Raw genomic sequence first — 14,304 nt, 5'->3', positions numbered from 1 at the left:
AGGTGCGTGAAACGAGACGCCGCACGCACGCTCACCCGGTACTGCCGCGAGCGCCTGGACCGGCAGCTCCGGGCGGTGTTCGTCTACGAACGCGACGACCACGAGGTGGTGCACATGCGCGAGGACCTGCGCGGCGAGTACGAGACGGGGGACTTCGACCGGTTCGCGACCGCCGCGTGGGACATCCACGAGAGCCTGCACACGAGCGGGATGAACCAGTCGACCCTCGGCCGCCAGCTCTCGACCGTGCAGGTGTTCGAGAACGCCTACGCCTTCCAGTTCCCCGGCTGGGAGGGCGGCGGCGTCGTCGCCACCTTCGACCGCACCGTCGGCACGCAGCTCCACTCCTTCATCGAGGACTGCTGGAAGGAGATCGTCGGCGAGCGGCAGTAACGCGCGATGACCACGGTCCAGACGCTCGCGAACTTCCTCGAGGCGATCCGCCTCGAGGAGCCGGACGCGGTGCTCGTCGACGACGCCGTCGAGCACGTCCTGCGACTCCGCGACGCGGCGGACGGCGACGCCGGGATCCCGACGACGCCGGACGGCCGAACGCGACCGCGACTGCCGGACCTCGTTCGTCGCGGCGTCTGCACGTACACGCCCGCAACGGGCGCGCTACACCGGTTCGCCGGCTTCGACTGCGACCGGCTGGAGGGAGGAGACGCCGACGCGCTGGCCGCGACACTCGCGGACTGGGTGGATCCGGCTGCGGTGAGGGAGGTGTCCGTCGCCGTCGACCGCTACAACGGGTTCTCCGTCCGGATCCCGCAGCGAGGCTACTGCGCGGAGGCGGACTTCGAAGCCTTCCGCCGCCGAGTCGACTACGACACGACCGCCGGGGTCGTCGGCCCCACCGACTCGACGTACAGGCGACTCGACGGTGAGGAACTCGACGAGGAGAGCGCCGATACGAGACCAGCCGAATTGCGGGACGATAAGTAGCGATCGCCGGACGGGCGTCTAGTTCCTTCGAAGCCACCGAAAACGTTAGTGGACTCGCGGGGATTTGAACCCCGGGCCTCTTCCTTGCGAAGGAAGCGATCTGCCACTGATCTACGAGCCCGCGCTGCGTTTACAGCAAATCGACCGCCGTACTTGTACCTTACCTTTCGCCACGCCGTGTGCGACTCGGCACCGCACGGCGGTCGGGGGCGGGGACGCGACGCGGCCGCCATCGTATCTCGCGACCGCGGACGGGACGACGTGCGGGCGGGGAGACTTGCAGGTGAGGCGACCGCCGGCAGCGCAACCGCTGGCGAGTGCGAAAACAAAGAGGAAACGAGACGCGAGCTGCGCCCTAGCGCTTAGTCTTCGAGAACGATCTCGATGCTGACGTCGTTCGGAACCTGGATGCGCATGAGCTGGCGAAGCGCCCGCTCGTCCGCGTCGATGTCGATCAGACGCTTGTGGACGCGCATCTCCCAGTGCTCCCACGTTGCCGTCCCCTCACCGTCGGGGGACTTGCGGGACGGGATCTCCAGCGTCTTCGTCGGCAGCGGGATCGGGCCCGACAGGGAGACCCCCGTCGAGTCCGCGATCTCGCGGACGTCGTCGCAGATGTCGTCGAGGTCCTCGGGGCTCGTGCCGGCGAGGCGGACGCGTGCCTGCTGCATCGATTATCGCTCGTTGACGCTGAGCACCTTGCCGGCCGCGATGGTCTGACCCATGTCGCGGATGGCGAAGCTGCCGAGCTCCGGAATGTCGCCAGACGGCTCGATGCTGAGGGGCTTCTGCGGGCGGACGGTGACGACCGCGGCGTCGCCGGACTTGATGAAGTCCGGGTTCTCCTCGGCGACCTCACCCGAGGACGGGTCGATCTTCTGGTCGATCGACTCGATGGTACACGCGACCTGCGCCGTGTGCGCGTGGAAGACCGGCGTGTAGCCGGCCGTGATGACGCTCGGGTGCTGCATGACGACGACCTGCGCCTGGAAGGTCTCGGCGACCGTCGGCGGGTCGTCGGCCGGACCACAGACGTCGCCGCGACGGATGTCGTCCTTGCCGATGCCGCGGACGTTGAACCCGACGTTGTCACCGGGCTCGGCCTTGGGCACTTCCTCGTGGTGCATCTCGACCGTCTTCACCTCGCCGCCGACGTCCGACGGCTGGAAGGAGACGTTGTCGCCGGTCGCGAGAACGCCGGTCTCGATACGGCCGACCGGGACGGTCCCGATGCCGGAGATGGTGTAGACGTCCTGGATGGGGAGCCGCAGCGGCGCGTCCGTCGGCGGCTCGGACTCCGGAAGGTTGTTGAGCGCTTCCAGGAGGATCTCGCCGTCGTACCAGTCCGTGTTCTCGGACTCCTCCGCGATGTTGTCGCCCTCGAACGCGGAGATGGGGATGTACTTGGCGTCGTCCGCGTTGAAGCGGACCTGCTTGAGGAGGTCCTGCACCTCGGACTTGACCTCCTTGTACTTGTCCTCATCGTAGTCGACGATGTCCATCTTGTTGACGCCGATGATGAGCTCGTTGATACCGAGGGTACGAGCCAGGAAGACGTGCTCCCGGGTCTGGGGCGCGACGCCGTCGTCGGCCGCGACGACGAGCACCGCGTTGTCGGCCTGCGAGGCGCCCGTGATCATGTTCTTCACGAAGTCACGGTGGCCCGGACAGTCGACGATGGTGAAGTAGTACTTGTCGGTGTCGAACTCCTGGTGGGCGATGTCGATGGTGACACCACGCTCGCGCTCCTCGGCGAGGTTGTCCATCACGTAGGCGAACTCGAAGCCGCCCTTGCCCTTCTCTTCGGCTTCTTCGCGGTGCTGCTCGATGACGTGCTCGGGGACGCTCCCCGTCTCGTAGAGGAGTCGGCCCACGAGCGTACTCTTGCCGTGGTCGACGTGGCCGATGATGGCCAGATTCTGGTGCGGTTTGTCACTCATGGGTAATCACGCGCTAAGGCGCTCTGTGAGGATGTTTTCGGTTGATTCCACTAAAACGGTTTCGATACGCACCACAGCCCATCCCGACCACGTCTGGCGGTTTATGCCAACACGACACACGATGCCGGCAAACACGTCCCCGTCGAGGCGGCAGAATGCGGCGACGACGGCCGCGAGACGGGGGGTCGCGGGGCGCGCGCGTGCCGTGACCCGTACCGCTCCGCCTACTGCAGCCGGCCCACGTCCGTACCGCTCCGCCTACTGCAGCCGGCCCACGTCCGCCAGCACCGCGCTCGCGGTCTCGGGTCCGCCCGCGCCGCGACCGGAGACGTTCAGCCGGCCGGCGTGGCTCGTCTCGATCTGGACGATGTTCTGGGTCCCCGTCACTGCGAGCGTTCCGTTCTCGGGAACGAGTCGCGGCCCGACGCGGACGCCCTCGCGGGTCGCCTCGCCCACCAGCCGGACGGTGCGGCCGTCCTCGGCCGCGAGCTCCAGCGCGCTCCCGGGGACGTTCCGGATCCCCTCAACCTCCGCGTCCGCGAGCGCGAAGTCGTCGGCGTCGGCCGGGTCGTCGACCGCACCGAACGAGAGCACGTTCGCGAGGATGACGCACTTCAGCGCCGCGTCCGTGCCGTCCACGTCGAAGGTTGGGTCCGCCTCCGCGACGCCCAGATCCTGCGCCTCGGCGAGGACGTGCTCGTAGTCGAGCCCCTCCGCCGCCATCCGGCTGAGGATGAAGTTCGCGGTGCCGTTGAGCACGCCGCGCGCGGCGGTGACGTGTGCGGGGCCGCAGTCCTCGACCGTGGAGACGATGGGGATGGCGCCGCCGACCGTCGCCTCGAACCGCACCGATCCGCCGGAGTCGGCCTCGAGCGCCGCCAGTTCGCGGAACCGCTCGGCGACCGGCCCCTTGTTCGCGAGGACGGCGTGCCGGTCGCGCTCCAGCGCCGTGCGGACGTGCGAGAAGCCCGGCTCCGCGTCGCCGAGCGTCGTCGGCGTCGCCTCCACGAGCGCGTCGTAGTCGGCCGCGAGCGCGTCCGCCGGGTCCGCCCCGCCGACGACGCCGGTCTCGTCCTTCTCGGCGAGGGCGTCCGCCACGGCGAGGCCGTCCTCGTCGACCGCGGCGCCCCGCGAGTCGGCGACGGCGACGACCTCGTGCCCGTAATCGCCCGCGAGTTCGGCGACCGAGCGCCCCACGGCGCCGCAGCCGACGACGGCGAGTCTCACGCCTCACCTCCCGCGAGCGGCTCCACGACGTGTAAGCCCTTCTCGTCGGCGACCGACCGGACCGCGTCCAGCGCCGCGGTCGTCTCTCCGGCCCGGGTCTGGAGCCGGAGGCGCGCGCTGGACGCCTCTTCGGTCCCCTTCGGCGCCGCGAGCGACACGTCCGCGACCGACGCGGACGCACACTCCTCGATGCGCTTGAGCGTGTCCGAGAGGTCGGTATCGATGATGTGGCCGACCAGGAGCAGGACGAGCTCCTCGGCGTACCGCTCCGTGCCGGCCTGCATCACGTTGATCCCCTCGGCGCGCAGCGCGTCGACGATGCCCTCGAAGCGCTCCTCGGTCGCCTCGAAGTCCACTTCGACGGGGATGTGCCCGCGCGGGGTCTTGTTGCCCCGCTCGTGGTAGATGGACAGCAGGTTCCCGCCGTTGTCGGCGATCGGGTGGAGCGCGGCCAGCAGCTGTCCGGGCTCGTCGACGAGCTCCAGTCGGACGGTGTGGGTCGAGACGGCCGCCCGCCCGCCGTCCGTTTCGGCGTCGGGGCCGCGCTCGACGGCGTCGGACCCGTCGGCGCTCACGCCGCCACCTCCGGGGGGAGCGTCGCTCGAAGCGGTCCGCGCCGTCCGTGCCGGGCGGGCCGGCGGGCACGCGTTCCTGTTGTTGTCGGCGCGGAGCGGTCGCTCGTTGGCTCCGTGCCGACGCACCGAACGGGAGTCGTGCCCGTGTGCATACTCGAACCGTCGGACGGCAGGCGGGATAAAGCTTCGACCTGGGCATGCGTTGCCTCCCCCGAAGATCGGTCACACACGCGGTCGGCTCGGTCCCACCACGACTCGAGGAATGGCGGTCACGGCGGGCCGACGACGAACGACGACGACGAAACGCGAACCGGAGAGAAACGCTCGAGGAACGGGTTTCTGTCCGAACCGATCGACGGTGGCCGCCGCGCGGGAGCTTTTCTGTACCCGCGGTCGCGGTGCCGGGCGATTGCGGTGCTGGGCGATTGCGGTGCTGGGCAGTCGCGGTGCTGTGTGGTCGAGCACGAGGAACCGCGGCGCGAGGGCGAGAAGCGCCCGCAGCGCCGACCGCGGCCCCTTTTTGATCGACATTTTTCAAGGATGGGTGAGCGCGCCGCCTGCGGCGCGCGAACCCGACGCAGAAAAAGGTCGAGGTGCTGTGTGGTCGAGCACGAGGAACCGCGGCGGCGCGAGGGCGAGAAGCGCCCGCAGCGCCGACCGCGGCCCCTTTTTGATCGACATTTTTCAAGGACGGGTGAGCGCGCCGCCTGCGGCGCGCGAACCCGACGCAGAAAAAGGTCGACTCTAGATGTAGTCGATGGACTGCGGCAGCTCGAGCTTCATGCCCTTGCGCTCGCGGATGTCCATGATCTGCTCGCGCTGGAGGTTGTCGGCCATGACGCGGAAGCCGGCGTTCTCCGTGTTCCAGGAGGCGCGACCCTCGGTCGCGGAGCGGATGTCGGAGGAGAACCCGATCATCTCCTCGACGGGCGCGATGCCCTCGACGACCATGAGGTCGCCCTCCTGGTACATGTCGTCGACGCGGCCGCGGCGACCCTGAATCTCGCCGGAGGCAGCGCCCATGTGCTCGGAGGGCACGTCGATGCGGACGTCCTGAATCGGTTCGAGCAGGCGGACCTCGCCGTCGATCAGCGCGCGGTGGACCGCGTCGCGGACCGCCGGGATGACCTGCGCGGGACCGCGGTGGATGGTGTCCTCGTGGAGCTTCGCGTCGTGGAGGCGGAACAGGGCGCCCTGGACCGGCTCGGCCGCGAGCGGGCCGTCGTCGAGGGCCTCCTGCAGGCCTTCGAGGACGAGCTCCATCGTCTCGTTGAGGTGCTGGATCCCCTTCGTGTCGTCGATGAGGATGTTGGTCCGGTGGATGTCCTCCACGTTCTGGGAGGTGTCCTTGTCCATGCCGGCCTCCTGCAGCGCCTCGCGGCGCTCCAGTTCGGGCATGTCCATCGAGACCTCGCCGAGCTGGATCGCGTCGACGATGTCCTCCGAGAGGGGCTCGACCGTGATGTAGAACTTGTTGTGGCGGTTCGGCGACTGCCCCTCGACCTCGCGGGACTCCTGCTGGGGCTGCTCGCGGAACACGACGATCGGCTCGCCGGTGATGACCGGGATGCCCTGGTTGTCGCGGATGCGCTGGGTGATCACTTCGAGGTGGAGCTCGCCCTGCCCGGAGATGAGGTGCTCGCCCGTGTCCTCGTTGATCTCGATCTGGATCGTCGGGTCCTCCTTGGCGACCTGCTGGAGCGTCTCGATGAGCTTCGGCAGGTCGTCCATGTTCTTCGCCTCGACGGACTTCGTGATGACCGGCTCGGAGATGTGCTCGATCGACTCGAACGGCGTCATCTCCACGGAGGAGACGGTCGAGCCCGCGATGGCGTCACGCAGTCCGGTGACGGACGCGATGTTGCCGGCGGGGACGCGCTCCACTTCCTCGCGCTCGGACCCCATGAAGAGGCCGACGCTCTGGAGGCGGTTCTTGCCCGCCGTCCCGGAGACGTACAGCTCCTGGCCCTTCTCCAGCGTCCCGGAGAAGACGCGGCCGGTCGCGATCTCGCCGGCGTGCGGGTCCATTGAGATGTCCGTGACCATGAAGACGACCTCGCCGTCCTCGTTGACGAGGCGCATGTCCTCGGCCAGCTCGGACTCCGCGTCGCCGCGCCAGATGCGCGGAACACGACGGGGCTGGGCGTCGACCGGGTTCGGGAAGTGCTCACAGACCATGTCGAGCACGACGTCCGACAGCGGCGTCCGCTCGTGGAGCTCGTCGCGCTTGTCGGCCTGCTCGAGGTCGATGATGTCGCCGAAGTCCATCCCCGTGCGCTGCATCGAGGGCATGGAGACGCCCCACTTGTAGAGGGCGGACCCGAAGCCGACGGTGCCGTCCTCGACGGAGACCGTCCAGTCGGTCGGGATGTCGTCCATGTTCTCGGCCATGCCGCGGATCAGCTCGTTCACGTCGCTGATGACCGCGAGCAGGCGCTCCTGCATCTCCTGGGGCCCCTCCTGGAGCTCGGAGATGAGGCGGTCCACCTTGTTGATGAACAGGGTCGGCTTGACGCCCTCGCGGAGCGCCTGCCGGAGGACCGTCTCGGTCTGGGGCATGGCGCCCTCGACGGCGTCGACGACCACCAGCGCGCCGTCGACCGCGCGCATCGCGCGGGTGACGTCGCCGCCGAAGTCGACGTGGCCGGGGGTGTCGATCAGGTTGATGAGGTGGTTGGTGTCCTCGTACTCGTGGGTCATCGAGACGTTCGCCGCGTCGATGGTGATCCCACGCTCCTGCTCGTCCTCCTTCGTGTCCATCGCGAGCTGCTCACCCGCGGTGTCCTCGGAGATCATGCCGGCGCCGGCCAGCAGGTTGTCCGAGAGCGTCGTCTTGCCGTGGTCGACGTGAGCGGCGATGGCGATGTTCCGGATGTGCTCCGGATTGTCCATCAGCCGTTCACATTCCTGCACGATCTTCTTTCGTCGGCCCATTATGCGTTCCACTACCGTTAGCGGGGTCAAAAGGGTAGTGTTTCGTTCCCGGCGATTCGGCCGGAATCGCCCACCTCGCGGGACGTATCGTGAGTATCGCTCGCACGGCGACGGATACATCCCGGCGCAGTTCCGTGGTACACGTATGCACGGATCACGGGGAAGCGCCAGGGTCCCGCTCCCCTCCCGTACCGCCGCGCTCGTCGCGGCGTGTGCCGGCGCGGCCGCGGTCGCGGGCTCCTTCGCCGTCGCGGGAGTTTCCGAGGCGTTCGTGGGCGCCGCGGTCGCCGACCGACTTCTCGGCGTGCTCCCCGACGCCGTCTTCGCGTACGGGATCACGACGCTCGGGAACGCCGCGCAGCCGCTCCTGCTGATCGGTGCGACGGTGCTGGCGGCGGTCGGGCTGACGCTGTCGGCGCTGTTCGCGACGATCGCGGTCGATCGGGCGTGGCCGGGGACGGGGCAGGACGACCGGACCGGCCGGAGCGTCTCGCGGGTCGCCCGCGCCGTCGCCGCCCTCGCGGTCGGACTCCTCGCCGGCGGACTCGTCGTGCTGGGTGCCGGGTCGGTCGGCTCCGGGGCGGGAGCCGGGATCGCGGCCGCGGCGACGACCGCCGCGGGCCGGAGCGCGGTCGCCGGCGGAGCGGGGTCGGGCGCCGAGGACGGTCCCGGGGCGAACGATCACGGCGCGGAGACGAGCGCCTCGGAGCGGAGACCGGTCCTCCGCTCGGCCGGCGTCCTCGCGGGCACGCTCGCCGCGAGCGGGCTGGCGGCGTCCCGACGCGGCGACTTCGCGCCCGCCGACCGGTCGCCGAACGACCCGCGGAACGGCGTGGACGATCCGCTCGTACTGGCGCTTCTGGACCGCGCCGAGCGGCGGAGCTTCGACTTCGACGCGGTCGACCCCCTCGTCTCCCGGGGGTTCTACAAGGTGGACATCAACCTGACCGACGATCCGGAGATCTCCGAGGCGGAGTGGTCGCTGTCGGTCGGGGGTGCGGTCGACGAGCCGACGACGCTCGACTACGCGGACGTGACCGGCCGGCCGACCGAGCACCGGTTCGTCACGCTTCGGTGTGTCGGCGACGGGTTGAACGGGTACAAGATAGACACCGCGCTCTGGACCGGGACGCCCCTCGCGCCGATCCTCGACGAGGTCGGGACGGGCGAGGAGTGCTGCGTCCGGCTGGAGGCCGCCGACGGCTACTACCACGCGTTCCCGCGTGCGGCGCTGGAGCGCGGCTTCCTCGCGTGGGGGATGAACGGCAAGCCGCTCCCGCAGGCTCACGGTGCGCCCGTCAGGGTGCTGATCCCGGGCCACTGGGGCGAGATCAACGTCAAGTGGGTGACCGACATCGAGGTCCGCGAGGAGCCCGCGACGGGCTACTGGGAGGAGCGTGGCTGGCACGGGAGCGGTCCGGTGGAGACGGTCGCGAAGATTCACACGGTGACGCGCGACCCCGACGGTCCCGGCCGCGACGACGCCGAAGGCGAGGACGGCGGCGGAGACGCGGACGCCCGCGTGCTGGTCGGTGGTCACGCCTACGCCGGGACGCGCGGCGTCGACCGCGTCGAGGTGTCGACCGACGGCGGCGAGACGTGGACGACCGCGGACCTGTCCGAACCGCTCCCCGGAGCGACGCCCGCGAGCGGGGCGCCCGCCTCGGACCCCGCCGACGACGCGTGGCGGATGTGGCGCCACGAGTACGCCGACCCGAGCGAACACGCGGTGACCGCCCGGGTCGTGGAGGCCGACGGCACCGTCCAGTCAGCCGAGGAGTCGGGCGCGTTCCCGCGCGGCGCGACCGGCTGGGTCTCCCGTGACGTGTACGCGGCCCGGGAGTGATCGACGCAAGAGACTTATTCGCCCCACCCATGCCAACATCACACATGGACATACGCGTGCAGGGGGACGTGCCCCCGGACCCCTTCCTGAGCGCGGCCGACCTGTTCGAGACGGAGTTCTCGCTGTCCGACCCGGTACACGTCCGAGTGCGCGAGGACCCCGACGAGCGGACGTGGGCCGGCCACTACCCGGACCATCACGTGCTCAACGTCTCCAGACGCGCGGCCACGAGCGCGATGGCGCGCGAACTGGCGGTCCACGAGTTCGCCCACATGGCGCGCCACGAGGAGGACCACCCCTCCCACGTCCAGTCGACGGAGGAGGCGCTGTACCTGGGGCTCGCCGGCGAGTCCGTCGAGCGCCGGAAGCTCGCGCACTGCTACCAGATCGCGAACCACATGAAGGACATCTACGCCGACGACATCACTCTCGCGGTGACCCCGCCGGACAAGTTGCTCGGCTTCCTCGAGTCGACGCTCGCGACCGCGGTCGCCGACCGGCCGACGCCGCCGCGTCCCGGCACCGAACCGGCGGGCGAGGGCGCAGACCCGGAGATCACCGCCGTCAACGCCGCCTTCGCGCTCGCGCTCGTCGAGCGGCACGACCTCGCGGACCGCGACCACCGCATCTACGACCTCGCGCGCGCGGCCGGCAGCGACGCGCCCGGCGTCGACGTGGCGGCGTTCAAGCGGCGGTTCCGCGCGCTCGGCCCGGACCCCTCTACCAGCGACTACAGAAAAGCGCTCGTCGACGCGACGCGAGCCTACGCGGTCTGACGGGTCCCTCAGAGCGCCGTGTCCACTTTCCGCGCACGTCCATCGCTCAGTCCGGCCCGATCCGCACGAGCCGGTCGTCGCCCGGCCGCGGGAACCGGTCCTGGTGGGCCCGACCGTCCCGGTTCGAGGTGATCGCGTACAGCGCGCCGTCGGGACCCTGTTCGACGTGTCGGATCCGACCGAGTTCGTCTGCCAGCGCCCGATGAGCGACGGCGTCGTAGTCGCCGTCCATCCAGTCGGCGTCGTAGCGGACGCCCTCCGTCCCCCCGTCCGCGGTCGCGGTCGGAGGCGTCTCGGCGCCCGCCGAGTAGACCGTCACGAGGTTGATCCGCTGTGAGGAGAGCCCGCCGACGACCAGCCGGTTCCGCCACGACGGGACCGCGTCCCCGGTGTAGAAGACGCAGCCGGGAGGGGCCCACGTCTCCGAGGGGCCGGTGTTGACGACCGGGCGCGCGTAGTCGGTCTCCGGATAGGTGTCCCCGTCGCGGGCGAACGAGCCCCCCTCCTCGGGGCCCCAGCCGTGATCCGCGCCGGGGCGGAGCACGTTCACCTCGTCGCGGGAGCCGGGGCCGTGCTCCGTGATCACCGGCGTCGCGTCCGGCAGGAAGGTGATCCCCTGCGGGTTCCGGTGCCCGTAGGTGAACACGCGAGGGTCGCCGCCCTCGATTGCCGGGTTGTCCGCGGGGGCGCTCCCGTCCGGTTCGAGCCGGAGCACCGATCCGGCGAGGCTGTCGGGGTCGGCCGCGAGTCCGCGGTCGCCCGCGTCGCCGGTGGTGACCCAGAGGTAGCTCGCCGGCCCGAACGCCAACCGGGCGCCGTTGTGGACCGCGTCGTCGGCCGGGATGTCGTCGATCAGTACGGTCTCGGTCGCGGTCGGGTCCGGCGCCTCCACGTCGAAGTGCGAGAGCCGGTTGGCGACGCCGTCGTCGGTCTCGCGCGTGTAGAAGGCGTAGACGAGCGGCACGTCGGGGTAGTTCGGGTGGACCGCGATGCCGAGCAGACCGCCCTCACCGCCGGCGTCCCACCAGCCGCCCTCCTCGCCCGGCGCGACCGCGTCCGCCCGCGAGAGCACGTCCGCCGACGCGACCGTCTCCAGGTCGTCGGCCGAGTACCGCGCGATCCGCCCCGTCCGCTCGGAGACGAAGAGGTCGCCGTCCGGCGCGAACGCCAGGTCCCAGGGGATCTCGAGGTCCTCGACCACCGTCTCCACCGTCACGTCGAGGTCGGGCGGCGCCGTCGGCGGTTCCCAGTCGAGGTCGTACCGCGTCCAGGCCTCGCCGTCGTGTGTGACCGCGCGGTCGTAGCTCGGCTCGTCGTCGATCGGCGCGACACCCGCGCCGTCGTCGAGGCAGCCGGCGGCCGGGAGGCCGACGAGTCCGGTCGCGGCGAGGAACCGACGGCGGCTCGTGTCCATGTCCGACCCTGCATCAGCAGCGGCTAAAGCGTACTGTTCGACCGCGGTCGAGCGACCGGAGCCGAGGCTCTCGGCGTGTCGAGAAGGGATCGAAGGGAGAAGATCGCCCGCGTTAGCGAGCCGCGGCCGCGACGCGTTCCCGCTCTTCCTTCTGGGAGATCGGGTACGCCTGCATGTCGTAGTCGGCGGCGCCGGTGAGCTGCTGGGCGAGCGCCTCCGCGGCGGGGGTCGCGGACTTGTAGGTGGCGTTCTGGACGCCGTCCGCGATGAACTTCAGGGCCTGGTCGACGCGGCGCTGGGGCGCGACGTCGACGGCCTTCGGGACCGAGATGCCGCCGTACTTCAGGCGGACGGTCTCCTCGCGCGGGGCCGCGTTCTCGACGGCCGTGACGAGCACCTGCGCGGGGTTCTCCTCGGTGCGCTCGTGGACGATCTCGAAGGCGTCGCGCACGATACGCGTCGCCTGCTGCTTCTTGCCCGTGTTCTCCTCGGTCTGCATCAGGCGGTTGATCAGCCGCTCGACGATGGAGATCTCGGACTTCTTGAACTGCTTGGCGGCGTGACGGCCCATCGTGTGCGCGATGGGGGTCACGTTGATGTAGCGCTGGGTGCTCGGGTCCTCGTAGGCGATCTCCGAGACGTCCCACTCGCCGAACAGCAGGGCGTTCTCCGTGGCCTGCTCGCTGGCGGCCGGCGCGTCCGGCTCGGGTTCCTGCGCCTCGACGTCGGCGCTCTCCTCGCTCTCGCTCATCTGACGGGCTTCTCCGCGTTCCCGCGAACCAGTTCGAGCATCGCGACGCCGTTGACCTTCTCCACCTTGTAGTTCACGCCGGAGAGGTCGCCCATCGCGCGACCCTTCGCACCGCCGATGCCGGCGATGGTGACCTCGTCGTGCTCGTCGATGAACGAGATGGCGCCGTCACCGGGACAGAACGCGGTGACCTGCTTCCCGTTCTTGATGAGCTGGACGCGAACACACTTTCGGATCGCAGAGTTCGGCTGCTTTGCCTCGATACCGACCTTCTCCAGCACGATCCCGCGACCCTGCGGGGCGCCCTCGAGGGGGTCGGACTTCTTCTTGAGCCCGCGCTCGCGCCGAGCGTACTCGGTGTCGGACCAACGACGCTGCTGTCGGTCCTTTTTGAGCTGACGGGCCGCGTATTTGCCGTTCGCCATCGTACCCGTACTTCCGAACGGAGCTACTTAAACGCCCTCATTCCCGTCCAGCGAGACGGTCTCAAAAGCCGCGAGCGGTACCTCTCGACGGATCTGCGGCCGTCCTTTTCCCGTTCGACGGTCGCTCCGTGCCGCTTGGACGATAAGCCGCGCGGAGAATCCGTCTCGACCGGAAACGGAGGGGTCGTTACCGGAACGAGCCGTCGCCGCGCACCCGCGCGGACTCGGTCGCGGTCCCGCCGTCGCTCCCGCCGGTCGCGTCCCGCGCCTCGTCGAGCCACCCCGGCTCCGCGACGGTCGTGTCGCCGATCCCCTCGAACTCGATGGTGATCGTGATCGTCGCGTCCTCGCCAGCGTGGGTCCCCGCCCACGTCTGCTCGATGTGGCGGACGACCCCGTCAGCGTCGACCAGCACCGTCGCCGCCGCCGACTCGACCGTCTCGGGAATGGTGCGCTCGGGCTCGTACGCGTCGGCCGTGAAGCGCGTCACCGCGACGCCGTCTCGGGTGGTCGCGCCGTCGACGGTAAGGTTCCAGCCGTCGAGGCCGCCGACGCCCGCCAGCGCCTCGCGGCGCATCTCCGCGTCGAACTCCGCGGTGGTCCGGTCGACCGACTCCGACTGGTAGCGCGTCTCCGCGTCCGTCGCGAGCCGGTAGTAGGCGGTCCCGTCCGCGATGTAGGCCGTGGTCGTCTCGTCGACCTCGGTGATGTCCTGTTCGAGGAACTGCCGCTCGCGCTCGCGCTCGAACCGGGCGTCGTACGTCTGCGAGAAGAGCCACTGGTCGGGGCGCTCCTCGCCGCCGTACTCCGTGTCCGCCTCCGAGAAGACGCGGACGCTCCCCGCCTCGACGACCGCGTCGCCGTGGACCTCCGCCAGCGTCTCGGCCGCGAGCGCGTCGCCGTCGCGCCACTCGACGTCCTCGGCCGGAACGGGCGTCGGCGACGGGGTCGCCGTCTCCGGCGGCTCGACGGTCCCGTCGTCTTCGCCGTCCCCGCCCTCGCTCGAACAGCCAGCCAACCCGGTCGTCGCGAGCGCGGCCGCGCCCGCGAGAAGCCTGCGTCGGTGCATGGCTACGGCGATGCCCCTCGGAGCTAAAAGGGGCCGGGTCCGTTCGCGGTCGTAAACCGGTCGAACGATCCGAACGCGGGCGTCAAACGCTAACCGCCATCAACACCAGGGTGACGACTCGGCGTGGAACCGCACCACTGCGGTGCTGTGCTGTCGGCGCGCGCGAGTAACGCGCGCGAGGGAGCCCGCGGCCGCGGTCGCGCAGCGGTGCAGTGCGGTTCGCGCGACCGCGGCCGCGGCGAGGCTGGGGAGGCGTGAGGCTGCGGTGTAGTTGCGGTGCAGGGCGGGTCGGTACGGGGCGGGACTGAAAGGGGCAGCCGGCTCGATCCCGCCCGGACGACGTAAGCACTCGCGCCGGGCGGTGCTGAGAGGCGCGAGCGCGCAGCGAGGCCCGGCGGGTCG

13 protein-coding genes and 1 tRNA gene are annotated in these 14,304 nt (G+C 70.2%); 4 read left to right on the top strand and 10 right to left on the bottom strand.

Annotated features, from left to right (window positions below):
• The first annotated feature begins 6 nt into the window (after nucleotides 1-6).
• Both ACZ432_RS08440 and ACZ432_RS08435 read left to right on the top strand, forming a co-directional pair.
• Nucleotides 7-393 (top strand): DUF7522 family protein, encoded by a 387-nt coding sequence (locus ACZ432_RS08440; protein ID WP_426962723.1) that lies wholly within the window; start codon nucleotides 7-9, stop codon nucleotides 391-393.
• Nucleotides 394-399: 6 nt separating this feature from the next.
• Nucleotides 400-945: a hypothetical protein gene (locus tag ACZ432_RS08435; RefSeq protein WP_426962724.1), complete on the top strand. Its 546-nt coding sequence runs from the start codon at nucleotides 400-402 to the stop codon at nucleotides 943-945.
• A gap of 49 nt (nucleotides 946-994) precedes the next feature.
• On the opposite strand, the gene ACZ432_RS08430 is transcribed toward ACZ432_RS08435, so the two are convergent.
• The 6 genes from ACZ432_RS08430 to ACZ432_RS08405 all read right to left on the bottom strand — a co-directional run bounded on the left by ACZ432_RS08430 (nucleotide 995) and on the right by ACZ432_RS08405 (nucleotide 7,621).
• A tRNA-Ala gene (locus tag ACZ432_RS08430) sits at nucleotides 995-1,066 on the bottom strand.
• A gap of 241 nt (nucleotides 1,067-1,307) precedes the next feature.
• Entirely contained in the window at nucleotides 1,308-1,616 is a 309-nt protein-coding gene (rpsJ, locus tag ACZ432_RS08425; protein WP_058367404.1) for a 30S ribosomal protein S10, read from the bottom strand.
• Between the two features lie 3 nt (nucleotides 1,617-1,619).
• A complete protein-coding gene (gene tuf, locus ACZ432_RS08420) occupies nucleotides 1,620-2,885 on the bottom strand; it encodes a translation elongation factor EF-1 subunit alpha (protein WP_426962725.1) in 1,266 nt (421 codons plus the stop codon).
• A gap of 258 nt (nucleotides 2,886-3,143) precedes the next feature.
• On the bottom strand, nucleotides 3,144-4,112 hold the full coding sequence (locus ACZ432_RS08415) for a homoserine dehydrogenase (RefSeq protein WP_426962726.1): 969 nt from the start codon (nucleotides 4,110-4,112) through the stop codon (nucleotides 3,144-3,146).
• A complete protein-coding gene (locus ACZ432_RS08410) occupies nucleotides 4,109-4,687 on the bottom strand; it encodes an amino acid-binding protein (RefSeq protein WP_426962727.1) in 579 nt (192 codons plus the stop codon). Before ACZ432_RS08410 ends, ACZ432_RS08415 begins: the two co-directional genes overlap by 4 nt.
• A 744-nt stretch (nucleotides 4,688-5,431) precedes the next feature.
• Nucleotides 5,432-7,621: an elongation factor EF-2 gene (locus ACZ432_RS08405; protein ID WP_426962728.1), complete on the bottom strand. Its 2,190-nt coding sequence runs from the start codon at nucleotides 7,619-7,621 to the stop codon at nucleotides 5,432-5,434.
• Nucleotides 7,622-7,766: 145 nt separating this feature from the next.
• On the opposite strand from ACZ432_RS08405, the gene ACZ432_RS08400 reads away from it, so the two are divergent.
• On the top strand, nucleotides 7,767-9,467 hold the full coding sequence (locus ACZ432_RS08400) for a molybdopterin-dependent oxidoreductase (RefSeq protein ID WP_426962729.1): 1,701 nt from the start codon (nucleotides 7,767-7,769) through the stop codon (nucleotides 9,465-9,467).
• 44 nt (nucleotides 9,468-9,511) lie between these two features.
• Nucleotides 9,512-10,243 carry a DUF5781 family protein gene (locus ACZ432_RS08395; protein WP_426962730.1) on the top strand — a complete coding sequence of 244 codons (732 nt, stop codon included), beginning with the start codon at nucleotides 9,512-9,514 and terminating at the stop codon, nucleotides 10,241-10,243.
• A 46-nt stretch (nucleotides 10,244-10,289) separates the two neighbouring features.
• Here ACZ432_RS08395 and ACZ432_RS08390 read toward each other — a convergent pair whose 3' ends face one another.
• The 4 genes from ACZ432_RS08390 to ACZ432_RS08375 form a co-directional block, all read right to left on the bottom strand.
• Nucleotides 10,290-11,657 carry a PQQ-dependent sugar dehydrogenase gene (locus ACZ432_RS08390; protein WP_426962731.1) on the bottom strand — a complete coding sequence of 456 codons (1,368 nt, stop codon included), beginning with the start codon at nucleotides 11,655-11,657 and terminating at the stop codon, nucleotides 10,290-10,292.
• Between the two features lie 112 nt (nucleotides 11,658-11,769).
• Nucleotides 11,770-12,408: a 30S ribosomal protein S7 gene (locus ACZ432_RS08385; protein ID WP_426962732.1), complete on the bottom strand. Its 639-nt coding sequence runs from the start codon at nucleotides 12,406-12,408 to the stop codon at nucleotides 11,770-11,772.
• A complete protein-coding gene (locus ACZ432_RS08380) occupies nucleotides 12,405-12,833 on the bottom strand; it encodes a 30S ribosomal protein S12 (RefSeq protein ID WP_058367409.1) in 429 nt (142 codons plus the stop codon). Before ACZ432_RS08380 ends, ACZ432_RS08385 begins: the two co-directional genes overlap by 4 nt.
• A 187-nt stretch (nucleotides 12,834-13,020) precedes the next feature.
• Nucleotides 13,021-13,902: a DUF7537 family lipoprotein gene (locus tag ACZ432_RS08375; protein ID WP_426962733.1), complete on the bottom strand. Its 882-nt coding sequence runs from the start codon at nucleotides 13,900-13,902 to the stop codon at nucleotides 13,021-13,023.
• Nucleotides 13,903-14,304 lie beyond the last annotated feature (402 nt).

Source organism: Haloparvum alkalitolerans, from assembly GCF_055381565.1.
This window is presented reverse-complemented; position numbering and strand designations above follow the sequence as displayed.